A 13,078-nucleotide genomic window follows, 5' to 3' on the forward strand; every position below is an offset into this window, starting at 1 on the left:
CCGGGGCGGCGTACTTGGCCAACAACACCTCCAGCAGCGCCGCCGCCTCCGGGGTCAACGTCGCCGACATGGGCACGGTGCGGTCACGCCGCTGGGAACCGATCACCACCTCCCGCCGCCGCATCCGTTCGGGCTCCCCATCCGTGGGTTCAGGGCCGTCGGGGTCGATCTCGGCCAACGCCAGCCCGATCTGATCCCGCAACTCCTTGGGACCGTGCCCCACCGCGTGGCGTACCCAGTCCAGTTCGAGGCGTTCGCGCTCCACGCGGCTCACCCAGCCGGGCACCTCGCGCAGCCCGTCGCGGATCACGGCCACGTGCTCCCCGGTGAGCAACCCGCCGGCTTGGGCGGCCGCCAACGCCGGCAACACCGGCGCCAACGCCTCCCCGGCCACCGAACGCCGCGGCCCCAACACCGCGGCCTCGGCCAGCCGGCGACTCGCCTCCCGCCCCGAGAGCCGCCACCGCACCGCCACCACCTCCCGCCACGACTTGGCCCCGACCTCCTTGGGGGTGGTGCGGCACTGCAACTCGGTCAGCACCCGGTGCCACTGCGCCGGCAGCGCGCAGCCCAGGGACTCCAGCTCGTCGCCCAGGGCGAACAGTTCGTCGAGGGTCACGGCGTCCAGGTCGCAGCCGGCGAACGCGGCCCGCAACCCCGCCACCGCCACCCGAACCTCACCCAACCCCACCACTCGAACATACATTCGACCACCGACAAGCCGGGGTGCTGAAGCGTGTCATCTCTCAGGACATCGGTGACAGTTCTGCATCACGACATCGGTGACACTTTGGGCGGTCTTGGTGGTGACACTTCTGCGTCAGAGTTCCGGTCGTGGCTGGCAATGAACCCATCGATCCTCGCGTTCGTCTCGCGATCTCCCAGTGGCCCGATGATGCACCCCGTGGAGCGGTCTCGACCTTCTGCGCCGAGCACGGCATTTCCCGTAAGTCGTTCTACGAACTCCACAAACGCGCCGCGACTGACGGTCCGGCCGCAGTGCTCGAACCTCGAACTCGGCGGCCCAAGTCGAGTCCATCAACTCTGAGCGCTGAGTTGAAACTGCAGGTCGTGACCGTGCGTGCAGCCCTGGAGGCCTCAGGTCTCGATCACGGGCCGATCAGCGTGTACGAGAAGATGCGCGCCATGGGGTTCGAGCAGGTTCCCTCCATCGCATCGCTGGCGCGCATCTTCCGCGCAGCCGGAGTGTCGCAGCCCGAGCCGAAGAAAAAGCCCCGCTCAGCGTGATGCAGAACTGTCACCGATGTCCTGAGAGATGACATACGCGTAGTCGGCAGTCGACCAACCCTGCCGGCCCCACGGCACGGGAGCGACGCACCCCTCGGTAGGCGCAGCGTGAGACACGAGTCAGTTCCGGTTGGATCCCGAGCACTTCCGCATTGGCGGGCCAGGCAACCGCGGGGGCCGAACACGACGGGTGTCAGCGAGGTCCCCGGGACATCACTGGCCCTGCTGAGGGAGGGCTACTCCGCGGGTACGCACTCCAGGACGCACCGCTCGATGTGGTCGACGTCCTCGTCGGTCATCACGGTCGACAGTGCGAGCAGGCCGTTCGTGCCGGCGAGTACCCCCGCCTCGTACAGCCGCCACCACGTCGCGGTGGCATCCTCGACGTGCAGTCGCAGCAGCGAGCCCCGACCGTGCACGCGGACGCCGGCATCGCTCAACCGACGTCGCAGCCCGTCACCGCGAGCGTTGAGATCGTCGATGACCGATCCGGAGAACCGTTGCAGCGCAACCAGTCCCGCAGCCATCGTCACGGGATTGGCGCTGAACGTACCACCCCACGTCACCGGGCCACGCCCCAGCGGACTGAACGCGTCGAGCACGTCGGCCCGTCCGCCCACCGCTCCCACCGGGAATCCGCCGCCGATGATCTTGCCCAGCGACACCAGGTCCGGCACCAGGCCGTAGTCGCGGTGCAGTCCGCCTTCGCCCAACCGGAAGCTGATCACCTCGTCGACCGCCAGCAGCGCGCCATGGTGGCGCGCCAGGCGCTGTGCGGCCGCCGCGAAGTCCTGCGACACCGGGCGCAGACCTGCGCGGTTCGGCATCAGATCCAGCAGGATCACCGCAACCCGGTCGCCGTGGCGGGCCATGGCATCGGCCAGTGCGTCGACGTCGTTCTGCGGCAACTCGATCGACGCCTCCGCCGCCGACTGCGGCACCCCGGGCGCGTCGGTGGCCACCACGCCGTCGTAGGTGCCGTGGTAGCTGCCCGCGAACCTCACGACCAGATCGCGGCGGGTATGGGCACGCGCGCCGCGCACCATCATCATCACGGCCTCGGTCCCCGAGTTGCAGAATCGCCATCGCGGCAGACCGGTTCGCTGCGAGAGCGTCTCGGCCATCTCCACCTCGGACGCGGTCGGTAGCCCGAAGGCGGTACCCGCGGCGGCGGCACGGGTCGCGGCGGCCAGGATCTCCGGATCGGCGTGCCCGTGGATCAGCGCCGTGTAGTTGTTGTTGCAGTCGATGGTCCGGTGCCCGTTCGAGTCGGTGACCCGTGCGCGCTCCCCGGCCACCGCGTACGGCGGATGCGGTGCGACGAACAGGGTCGAGCGGGTGTTGCCACCCGGCATCACCCGTGACGCCCGGGCGTACAGGTCCGCGGTGCTCATCGCCGTGTGCTCACCGTACGACTCTGCTCCCGCATGAATCCGGGCAGATACCACGGTCCCAGCCCGCCCTTGCCCGTCGAGCCGCTGGCCTTCCACCCGCAGAACGACTGCAGACCGGGCCACGCTCCGGTGGTGGCACCCTCGCGCCGGTTGACGTACACCACGCCGGCGGCGATCTCGTCCAGGAAACGATCGGTCTCGCCGCCGTCGGCGGAGAAGATGCCCGCCGACAGCCCGTAGTCGACCGCATTGGCCTCGGCGAGGGCATCGTCGATGCCGTCGACCGCGGTCACGGTGACGACGGGGGCGAACAGCTCCTCGCGCGTGAGTCGGTGGCCCCGCGGCAGCCCGGTGATCACGGTCGGCGCCACGAAATGGCCCGGACGTGAGACGATCTCGGCCGCGTGCACCGCGGCACCGTCGTCGAGCGCGCAGTCGAGCGCGGAGGCCACACGGGCGGCGACGTCGGCGTCGATCAGCGGACCGACGAAGGTCTCCGCGTCGGCGGGATCACCCACGACGAGGTCCGCGGTGCGCGCGATCAACTTGGCGACCAGGTCGTCGTGGACGGCGCGGTCCACCAGCACCCGGCGGGTCGCGCTGCACTTCTGACCCGAAAAGCCGTAGGCCGAGCGGACGATGCCCTCGACCGCGTCGTCGAGGTCGGCCGTCGCCATGACGAGCGCCGGGTTGCTGCCGCCCATCTCGGCGAGCACCGGCTTGGCGTAGGCACCGGCCGACGAGGCCCGCACGATGTCCCAGCCCACCTCTGCCGAGCCGGTGAACGCGATGCCGTCCACGCCGGATGCGGCGAGGGCGCGTCCTGTCTCGGCGCCACCGTGCACGACGTTGAGCACGCCCTGCGGCAACGATTCGTCGAGCAGGCGGGCCGCCAGCGCCGTCGCCCGCGGCGTCTTGTCGCTGGGCTTGAGCACCACGGTGTTCCCGGTGACCAGCGCGGCGGCCGACATGTTCACCGCGAGCGCGACGGGAAAGTTGAACGGCGCCAGCACGGCGAAGACCCCGTAGGGCCGCAGGACGTCCGTGGTGTCGTCGGTGGCCGTGGACCGCAGTGGCGTCACGAAACCGTCGTGGCGTTCCATCTCGGCGCAGTAGTGCTCGATGAGGTCGGCGGCCTCCTGCGCCTCCGCCAGGGCTTCGATGCGCGGCTTGCCGGTCTCCGCCGAGATCACCGCGGCGATCTCGACGACGCTGCCGCGGAAGCGAGCCGCGGCGGCCCGCAGCGCCTCGGCGCGGGCGGCGAACGACGCCGCGCGCCACTGCCGTGCCGCCGCCCGCGCGGCGGTCACGGCGTCGTGGACGACGGCCTCGGGGGCGGCGTGCGCCCGGGTCACCACGCGGCGGGTGTCGGCGGGATCGCGGCGTTCGAAGACGTCGCCCTCGAATCGCTCGGAGCCGCCGACGACGTGACCGAGCGCGGCGGGCGGCGCCTTCCGGGCCGCCTCGAGCGCGTCCTCGTAGTCGCGATCGAGTTCGGCTGCCAGCGCAGTGCTTCCGTAGTTCAACGTGGTCATGTGAGGCCTTTCAGACGGAGTGACCGTAGGGGGCGGTGACGGCGCGCTGGGGCGCCCACGACGCGGTCCAGTCGAACGTCGGCCCGACGTCGAGGACGGCCTCGGCGGCCACGAGGCCGATGGCGGGGGCCAATTGGATGCCGGAGCCTCCCGCTCCCAGCGCGCAGATCACCGTGGGTCGATCGGGGTGTCGCCCGACGACCGGGCGGTGGTCGGCACTCATGGGGTAGATGCCCTGCCAGCTGCCGCTGACCGCGAGATCGTCGACGTCGTGCAGACGTTCGGCCATCAACGTCAGGATGCGCTCCACCTCGCCGTCACCGACCCGTCGCAGCTTGACGTCGGGTGACACGGCGTCGTGCACTCCCTCGTCGGTGTGCAGGCCGGCGATCAACTGGTCGGCGCGTTCGGAGCGGAAGTAGACGCCGTCGGTGCCCGATTCGGGGACGTAGTCCATGACGAAGGGCAGCAACGGATCCTGCGGCGCCCCCAGGTCGATCGTGATGGCGCCGTGCAACTGCGGGTGCAGTGGGATCGGCGCGCCCAACAGGTCGGCGACGTGGGAGCCCCAGGCCCCTGCGGCGTTGACGACGACGTCGGCCCCGAGGTCGCCCTTGCTGGTGTGCAGCGTCCAGCGACCGTTCGCGTCGACGTCCGCGCCCAGCAGGTCGTGGGTGCTCAACACCCGACCGCCGAGGCTCGTGACGAGTTTGGCTGCGATGCTGCAATATTCGTATCCGTCGATGTGGCCGTCGGACGCGCCGTACAGCCCGCCGCTGCGGCCGGTCATGTCCAGCTGCGGCCACCTGGAGGTGATGTCGTCGGCGGTGAGCACCGCAGCGTCGGTGACGCCGAAGGCGCGCTGCGTCTCGACACTGCGGGCGAACGTCTCGAGATCGGATGCCGAGGATCCCAGACGCAGGTATCCGCATGCGGCATAGGGCAATCCGTGGTCGGCTGCCATTCGGTCATAGTGTCGGCGGCCGTACACGCGGGCCTCGACGTCGTCGGCCCGGAAGTACTGCGTCTCGACCATGCCGACCGACCGTCCCGACGATCCCTCACCGGGGTGGGCCCGTTCGATCACCGTGACGTCGGCGACGCCGCGGACCGCGAGTTCCAGCGCGGTGGACAGGCCCAGCACGCCACCACCGACTACGACCACCGTCGGGGTCGTCACCATGAATCCTCCAGGGGAGCAGATCTGCGTGTCGCCGCGAATGCGGCGGACGACGGACCGCGGACGCACCGCGGACCCAAATCCTATAGTTGAATAGTTTTAAAGGTCAAGCCCGGTCACGAGGGAGCCAGCACCACCGACCAGGCGAAGCCGGGCACCGGAACCCGTTGCCGCTGAGAATCTTCCGACTCATCGACAGTCGCGCCCCGCGGTCGCAGGGGCAGGCCCGTGCTCAGGGTGGGCGCAGTGGACACCACCACCCGGTCGAACTCGTTGACCAACGCCACGGGCGCGGACACCCCGCGCAGGTCGGTGATGAGCGACGCGATGAATCGCCGCACGTCGACGTCGGCCGCCACCACTCCCACCGGGCCGTCGACTCCGGTCACCGGCAGTGAGACGGTGACGGTGTAGTCGTCGGCTCCCCACGTGTCGATGAAGGGTCCGGTGAGGGTTGGCTCGCCCGAGCCGACCGGTACCCGGAACCAGCGGAGTGCGGCGTAGTCGTAGAAGCTCTCCGAATCCGGATCGACGCTGTGTGATCGCTCGACCAGCGCATCGCCGCGGCGCGCCCACCACACCATGGCGGGCAGGCGTTCGCGCCCGTCGTAACACGCTGCGAAGCCCGAGCCGGCGAGGACGTCGTCGTCATCACCCGTGGCCAGCAACCGTCGTGTCGCCGAACGAAAGTGCTCGACCGCGCCACCGTCGGACGGTGCGTCCGAGGCCACGTCCTCGAGCCGTTGCACCACGGCATCGATCCTGGCGGCCACCTGGTCGGCGAACCGCGCGATCGTTCGCCCGGGCGTTGCGGCGCGACGGTTCATCGGGAACTCCTCACTCGGGCGTCGATGGTCACTCCGGCAAGATGGTGGGCGACGTGGGCGCCTGCGGTCCTGACCGCACGGGCAGCCGCATCCCGGTCGCCCGCTCGCACGGCCTCGACCAGGTCGCGATGCCGCGCAGCGACCTGCTCGCGCAGCGCGGCATGGCGATAGGCGACCGACAGCAGCGGACCGTAGTCGATGACGCACGTCACCGTGGCCCTGGTGAGCCGCACCGACTGTGATGCGGCGGCGACGGCGATGACGAGCCGGCCCTCCGCGCGGCGAGCCGACACGGCGTCGTCGGAGCGGGCGAACGTCTCGGCGTGCTGACCGATGCCGTCGACCTCTTCGTCGGAGGCGCGTTCGGCGGCCAGCGCCGCCGACGACTCCGCGATCGCGATCCGCCAGTCCGAGAGGTCACGTAGGTCGACCAGCGACATCTCGGCCAACTGCGAGAGGCCATGGGCCACGGCGTCGTAACCGTCGCGGCGCACGAAGCTGCCGCCGGTGCGGCCGCGTCGCGTCTCCACCAGCCCCGCATCGCGCATGAGGCTCAGCGCTTCGCGCAACGTCACCGGCGAGATGCCCAGCTGTCCGGCCAGGTCGGTTTCCGACGGCAGCTGCTCGCCGTCCTTGAAGACGTCCAGTGCCACCGCACTGCGCAGCCGGTCGAAGATCACCTTGGTCCGGCCACCGTGCTCGAGGGGGGCGAAGATCACCTCGCGCAAGATGTCCGACGTTTGAGGTACCGCCATGGACGTCCTCCAAGCCTTCGCGTGTCGTCAGCCGCGGTTCAGCGACCGAGAATACCGAGCACCTCGTCGGCGGCGAGGCCTCCGGTGTGCAGGGCGCCCTCGACACCCAGACGCGTGTCGAAGTCCGAGCCCGCGAACGTCACCCGGCCGTGGGGGCGGCGCGCGGTAGGCCGGATCGTCGTCTGCCCGGGGCGCAGGTAACTCCACGTGCCGCGGGAGTACTCGTCGCCGGCCCAGTCGTGGAACGCCACCGCCTCGACCCGGATGCCGGGAACGTAGTGCTGCAACGCCTTCTCGACGGCCGCGGAGTCACCGGGGTCGAGGATCCCGACCTCGGAGGTGAAGCCCACGACGATGGCCCGGTCCCCCGCGTGATGGGTGGTCGACGCGGTCGCGAAACCGCCTTCCGGGGGAATCCCGTGTCCGTAGAACGGTTCCGGGCAGTTGCTGACGAACACCGTGAGCTTCTCGGCCTGCGCCGCCACGCCCTGTTCGGCGAGCGCCTGCAGTTCCGGCGACAACGCAGGTGAGAAGGCGACGTTCGACAGCACGCCGATCGGCAACGCGCACACCACCGCCGGAACGGTGATCTCACCCGTCGACGTGGTCACGCGCACCTGGTCGCCCTCGTCGGTCACCGCGGTGACGGTGACGCCGAGCAGCACGTCGGCGTCCGAACCCGACAGCACCGCCTCGAAGAGCGCGCCGGTGCCGTCCGCGAGCTGCGGACCGAGGGTCCGGGCCATCGGGGTGTCGTACGGCGCGGCGAAGAAGGTCGCCGCCGACACCGAGCCGCTCGCGGCGACGGCCTGCAGCAGCGGAAGCGCCGACGGCACGTGCCAGTCGTCGCCCGCCAGCGTCACGACGTGGGCGGCGAACAGTTCCCGGGTGTGCGGGCCCAGTGGCAGGTCCGCCAGCAGCGTCGGCCACGGCACGTCCAGATCGGCGACGTCCTGCTCCTCGATGGGCCGGTCGACGTCGATGCGCTTCGCGAGTTCCGTGATGCGGACGATGAGCCGCTCGAACGAGGCCAGCTCGTCCAGTGGGATCGGCATCGGGCCCACGCGCCGTTCCCCGCCGGACAGCCAGATCAGCTCGGTGCGCTCCAGGGAGCCCCACTCCAGCGCGAGGCCGTGATCGTCGATCTCCTGCCAGGCCAGGGGGTAGCTGGGTCGATCGAGCATGAACGCTCCGCCCCACTCCACGGTGTGACCGTCGAAGAACCCCGGCTGCGACCACATGCGGCCGGAGAGCCGATCGCGCCCTTCGACGATCAGGACACGCAGACCGGACCGGGTGAGCCGGCGGGCCGCGGTGGCGCCGGCGAAGCCGCCGCCGAGGACGGCGACGTCGTAGGGACCCTGAGGTGCGTTGACGACGTGATACATGTTCTCCCGTTCTCGCGAGTCGTGTTATCGAGACTGGAACGCCGCCAGCGCGTTCGACACGGCGTCGAGGTTGTCGGCGTAGTACTTCGCGTTCTCGGCAACCGTGTTGGCGCCGTCGGTGTTCTGCTTCGAGACGACGTAGGGCTGGACGGCCTGGTCGTACTCGGTGGCCTCGAGGTCCTTGATCGCCGTGGTGTAGGTGGTGCGATCGACGAACCCGATCTGTCCCTCGTGATCCAAGATCCACATCGCGATGGCCGCCTGTCCCACCTTCGATTCCGGCGCGCCCTTGGGTACGGCGAAGTAGGCCGCGGTGGTCAGGCCGCCGTTCCAGGTGAAGGCCAGCGGCAGCTTCTGCTTGGCGATCGCGTCGTAGACGCGACCCGTCCACACCATGCCCATCGAGCACTCACCGTTGTTGAGCAGCTGCAGAACGGTGGAGCCCGACTCCCACCACACGATGTCGTTCTTGATGGTGTCGAGCTTGGCCAGCGCCCGGTCGACGTCGAGCGGGTACATCGCGTCCGGCGCGACGCCGTCGGCGAGCAGCGCGACCTCCATGGTGCCGCCGCTGACGGGGTACTTGTAGAGGCAGCGCTTGCCGGGGAAGTCCTTGGTGTTGAACAGGTCCGCCGACGACGTGGGGGTCTTGCCCCCGAGGGCCGTGGTGTTCCACACCAGCACCGCGGCGTTGTCTTCCACGCGGATGCCGTACTCGTCGACGCTGCTGGCGTCGAGCTTGTCGACGGGGACGGTGGTGGTGTCGATCTTCTCGAGCAATCCCGCGTTGGCCGCCTGGAAGTACTCGCCGCCGGTGCCGAATTCGATGAGGTTCCAGGGCACGTTGCCCGCCTCGGCCGCGGCCCGGAACTTCGTCGACGTGCCGTCGGTGTACTCCGCCCGGGCCTGCAACCCCGTGAGTGCGGTGAAGTCCTTCCAGACCGTTTCGTTCTTGGCGTCGGTGGTCAGACCGCCCGAGGAGTCGTACCAGGTCAGCGAGCCACTCAGCCCCTTGAACGTGGATTCGGGGAAGACCGCGGGATCGAACTCGCCCGCGTTGTTGGCGGGCGCCGCCGAGTTGCCGCACGCGGCGGTGACGGTGCTGACGAGCGCCACGGCGGCGATCGCCGCCGCCTGCTTGAAGCTTGCTCTTGACATGGCCGCTCCTTTGGGTCAGGTTGTTTTAACCGATCGAACTGTATCTTTAATTTGGCCCACGTCAAGAGGAACTCGTGAGAACCGTTACGGACATCCCCCCGGACACCGGCGCGCCGTCGCCACGTCCGCAGGACGGACCAAAGGACCTGGCCACCAACAGGACTCGTCGGCGCTATCCCGTCGCGACCGTGGCGCTGCTGGTGGCTCTCGCCGCGCTGTACGGGGTGTTCTTCCTGTGGCCGCTGGCCAGCATCGCGGTGCGCAGTCTCAACCCGGGTGGCGCCGCATCGTGGGATCCCGCAGGATTCAGCCTGACGAACTACGGCAGCCTCGTCACCGACGCACTGCTGCGCGACGTCCTGGTCAACACGGTGATCACCGCGGCCGTGTCCACGCTCGTCACGTTCGTGCTCGCCTTTCCCACCGCGTACCTGATGTCGCGGCTGCGGCGCTCGACGTCCACGGCGTTGTTCATGTTGGTGCTGCTGCCGTTCTGGGTGTCGATCCTGGTGCGTCTCTTCGCGTTCCTCGAACTGCTGTCCTCGAACGGACCCGTCAACGGCGCACTCGACGCCCTCGGCGTCGGCAAGCAGCAGTTGCTGTTCAACACGACGGGCACGGTCATCGGCATGGTGAACTACCTGCTGCCCTACATGATCCTGGTGCTGTTCGCGGCCATGAGCGGCGTGGACCCCAACCTGACCCGCGCGGCCAAGTCGCTGGGATGCTCCAGCCGGCAGGCGTTCACGGCGGTGTACCTACCGCTGATCCGCGGATCCATCGTCGGCGCCCTGCTGCTGAACTTCATCATCGCGACCGGGTTCTTCTTGACTCCCGCCATTCTCGGCGGACCACAGGACGTCACGATCTCGACCTACATCGCCACGCAGGTACAGAACTACCGCTGGGGACCTGCGAGCGCGTTCGGCGTGGTGCTGCTCGTCCTGACGTGTCTCGGCTTCGCCGTCGCCGGCCGCATGACGGGGTTGACGGCCGGGTCGGGCATCTCGATGACCGGCGCCAAGGGCGTGTCTCGCGATCAGGCCATGGCAGGCGGCCCGGTCAAGGTCGGTCTGTGGGCGGTGACGGTGCTCGTCATCGCATTCCTGTTCGCGCCCATCGCGTTCGTGTTCCCGCTGTCCTGGGGAGTCGACGCGACCATCGCCTGGCCCCCACGGGGTTTCACCCTCGACTGGTACGGCGTGGCACTCACCGACCCGATGTGGACCGACGCACTGCAGAAGAGCGTCACTGTGGGCATCGCGGTTGCCGTCCTGTGCGTCGCGCTCGCCGTGTTCATCGCCCGCTGGGTACGTACGCTCGACGACCGGCCGCGCCTGCAGTCGGTCGTGGTGAGCGTGGTCTACCTGCCGGTGATCGTGCCGGTGATCCTGCTGGCGATCGGCACGTTCGACGTGCAGAACCGCATCGGCCTGCTGGGCACGTGGTGGGGCTTGGTGCTCGTCGAGAGCATCCTCGCCCTGCCGTTCACCTACCTGGTGGTCGCGGCCGCGCTGAACAACGTCGACCCCAGCCTGGAGAAGGCAGCGTGGACCATGGGCGCCAGCCATCTGCACGCCCTGCGGAAGGTGGTCGTGCCGACCGTGATCCCCGCGATCACGGGCGCGGCACTGCTCGCCTTCATCAGCTCGTGGGACGAGGCCGTGGTGGCGCTGTTCCAGACCAGCTTCGACAAGACGCTTCCGGTCAACTTCTACGCGTCGCTCAAGAGCGGATCGAGCCCCGTGATCGCGGCCATCGGCGCCATGCTGATGCTGCTGGTCGTGGTGTTGGGGGCCGCCTTCCTCACCGTCCAGGGCGTGCGCTCCCGGCGCCGCTCCGTCACGCCCACATCCGAGAAGACCGACACCGTGGAGAAGCAGCCATGACCACCGCGCACCAGACGGCGCCCCCCACCGAGACGCAGGCCGTCGAGCCGTTCATCCAGATCCGGCGGCTGCACCACGAGTACGCCGGCCTGACCGCGCTCGACAGCATCGATCTCGACGTCCGGCCCGGGGAGTTCGTCACGCTGCTCGGCCCCAGCGGGTCGGGCAAGAGTTCGCTGCTGCACATCCTCGCCGGGCTCATCGATCCGACGTCGGGCACCATCACCATCGCCGGCCGCGACATCACGCGGGTACCGCCGCAGAAGCGCGAGATCGGGCTGGTGTTCCAGAATTACGCGCTGTTCCCGCATCTGACCGCCAGGCAGAACATCCGCTTCCCGCACGACGTCCGCAAGACTCCGGACGCGCAGGCCGCCGCCCGGGTCGAGGAGGTCCTGGAACTCGTCGAGCTGACGGCGCTGGCGGATCGTCGGCCCGATCAGCTCAGCGGTGGCCAGCAGCAGCGCGTCGCGGTGGGCCGGGCCATCTCCGCCGTGCCGAAGGTGCTGCTGCTCGACGAGCCGTTGGGTGCGCTGGACCGGCGCCTGCGCCAACAGCTGGGCCACGAGATCCGGCGCGTGCAACGGGAAACCGGCATCACGACGCTCTACGTCACCCACGATCAAGAGGAAGCCTTCACCATGTCCGACCGCGTCGTGGTGATGAACCATGGCGAGATCCGTCAGGTGGGCACCCCCGAGGAGGTCTACACCCGGCCCACGGATTCGTTCGTCGCCAACTTCGTCGGCGAGGTCAACCTGTGGCCGGTGACGGTCACCGGCCGTTCCGCAGAGGGACGGTACACCGCGACCATCGCGGGTTCGGCGGAGTTCGCGGCGACCGCGTCGGCGGAGGGCCCCGACGGAGTCGGAGGCACGCCGATCGACCCGATGGTGGCCGTCCGCCCCGAACGCGTCTGGGTATGGCGGCCGGACGGCCCGCCACCGCGGGCCGGAGTGCAAACGGTCGATCGCGGCATCATCGTCGAGTCGACGTTCCTGGGCAACAGCCGCAGCGTGGTCGTCGAGACCGAACACCTGGGTCGCACCACCGCGCTGCTCTACGACGGCGAGGAGCCACGGGATCGCGGTGAGCAGGTGCGGCTCGGCTGGGAACCCGGGCACGCGCTGGTCCTACCCCGATAGCGGACATCGGGAGGTTCACAGCCGATTCCGAGGTGCGTCGCGGGCCGGGCGGCGCATCATCGACGACATGATCGAGGAGCTCTCGGACCTGCCCGCCGGCGTCGCCGGGATCCGGGTGTCCGGCCGCGTCACCCGCGAGGACATGCGCGCGTTCCGGCCGACGATGGAACGCATGCTCGCGACCGACGACATCCGTTTCGTGGAGGTCATCGGTCCCGACTACCAGGGTTTCGGACCGGGCGGACTCGCCGAGGACCTCAAACTCGGATTCGGCGCGCTGTTCTCCCACCACGCCGCGTTCACGCGCATCGCGGTGGTCACCGACCAGACGTGGGTGGTGCACACGCTGCACGCGCTCGCGTGGCTGGTGCCCGGCGAGCTGGCCCTGTTCGGCCTCGACGACCTGGACCGCGCTGCGCGGTGGGCCGCCGGGACGTCGTGAGGCCCGTCTGCGTCGCGACGGCCGCGGGACCCGGCAGCGCCGCAAGCCCCCGGCGACCCCGCTGACCCCGGCAACCCGGGCGACACTGTGTAAACCCCGACACGAGATGCGTGACAC

The 13,078-nt window shown here is 69.5% G+C and carries 11 protein-coding genes and 1 pseudogene; 4 read left to right on the forward strand and 8 right to left on the reverse strand.

Annotation, left to right across the window (positions count from 1 at the left end):
• Window positions 1-691: DUF222 domain-containing protein (locus AC30CM_RS03260; protein ID WP_490115388.1), on the reverse strand; the 691-nt coding region annotated here is incomplete at its 3' end.
• Between the two features lie 143 nt (window positions 692-834).
• On the opposite strand from AC30CM_RS03260, the pseudogene AC30CM_RS03265 reads away from it, so the two are divergent.
• Window positions 835-1,245: pseudogene (locus tag AC30CM_RS03265) on the forward strand (IS481 family transposase); the annotation flags it as partial.
• Between the two features lie 239 nt (window positions 1,246-1,484).
• Here AC30CM_RS03265 and AC30CM_RS03270 read toward each other — a convergent pair.
• The 7 genes from AC30CM_RS03270 to AC30CM_RS03300 form a co-directional block, all read right to left on the reverse strand.
• Window positions 1,485-2,642 carry an aspartate aminotransferase family protein gene (locus AC30CM_RS03270; protein WP_490115389.1) on the reverse strand — a complete coding sequence of 386 codons (1,158 nt, stop codon included), beginning with the start codon at window positions 2,640-2,642 and terminating at the stop codon, window positions 1,485-1,487.
• On the reverse strand, window positions 2,639-4,177 hold the full coding sequence (locus AC30CM_RS03275) for an aldehyde dehydrogenase family protein (RefSeq protein ID WP_490115390.1): 1,539 nt from the start codon (window positions 4,175-4,177) through the stop codon (window positions 2,639-2,641). The genes AC30CM_RS03270 and AC30CM_RS03275 overlap by 4 nt, the downstream gene beginning before the upstream one ends.
• A gap of 10 nt (window positions 4,178-4,187) precedes the next feature.
• Window positions 4,188-5,357 carry an NAD(P)/FAD-dependent oxidoreductase gene (locus tag AC30CM_RS03280; RefSeq protein ID WP_490115391.1) on the reverse strand — a complete coding sequence of 390 codons (1,170 nt, stop codon included), beginning with the start codon at window positions 5,355-5,357 and terminating at the stop codon, window positions 4,188-4,190.
• A gap of 116 nt (window positions 5,358-5,473) precedes the next feature.
• Window positions 5,474-6,184, reverse strand: coding sequence for a PDC sensor domain-containing protein (locus AC30CM_RS03285; protein ID WP_490115392.1), 711 nt, complete (start codon window positions 6,182-6,184; stop codon window positions 5,474-5,476).
• Window positions 6,181-6,939 carry a FadR/GntR family transcriptional regulator gene (locus tag AC30CM_RS03290; RefSeq protein ID WP_490115393.1) on the reverse strand — a complete coding sequence of 253 codons (759 nt, stop codon included), beginning with the start codon at window positions 6,937-6,939 and terminating at the stop codon, window positions 6,181-6,183. The genes AC30CM_RS03285 and AC30CM_RS03290 overlap by 4 nt, the downstream gene beginning before the upstream one ends.
• Before the next feature lie 38 nt (window positions 6,940-6,977).
• A complete protein-coding gene (locus AC30CM_RS03295) occupies window positions 6,978-8,327 on the reverse strand; it encodes a flavin monoamine oxidase family protein (RefSeq protein WP_490115394.1) in 1,350 nt (449 codons plus the stop codon).
• Between the two features lie 24 nt (window positions 8,328-8,351).
• Window positions 8,352-9,485, reverse strand: a complete 1,134-nt coding sequence (locus AC30CM_RS03300) for an extracellular solute-binding protein (protein WP_490115395.1) — start codon at window positions 9,483-9,485, stop codon at window positions 8,352-8,354.
• 74 nt (window positions 9,486-9,559) lie between these two features.
• Between AC30CM_RS03300 and AC30CM_RS03305 the strand changes: the two genes are divergently transcribed.
• The 3 genes from AC30CM_RS03305 (at window position 9,560) to AC30CM_RS03315 (ending at window position 12,961) form a co-directional block, all read left to right on the forward strand.
• Window positions 9,560-11,374 carry an ABC transporter permease subunit gene (locus tag AC30CM_RS03305; RefSeq protein ID WP_490115396.1) on the forward strand — a complete coding sequence of 605 codons (1,815 nt, stop codon included), beginning with the start codon at window positions 9,560-9,562 and terminating at the stop codon, window positions 11,372-11,374.
• Complete coding sequence (locus tag AC30CM_RS03310; RefSeq protein ID WP_490115397.1) at window positions 11,371-12,519, forward strand: ABC transporter ATP-binding protein; 1,149 nt, start codon at window positions 11,371-11,373, stop codon at window positions 12,517-12,519. The genes AC30CM_RS03305 and AC30CM_RS03310 overlap by 4 nt, the downstream gene beginning before the upstream one ends.
• Before the next feature lie 67 nt (window positions 12,520-12,586).
• Window positions 12,587-12,961, forward strand: coding sequence for a SpoIIAA family protein (locus tag AC30CM_RS03315; protein WP_490115398.1), 375 nt, complete (start codon window positions 12,587-12,589; stop codon window positions 12,959-12,961).
• Window positions 12,962-13,078 lie beyond the last annotated feature (117 nt).

The sequence above is a fragment of the Mycobacterium sp. DHQP2018-32-09 genome (genome assembly GCF_058148405.1).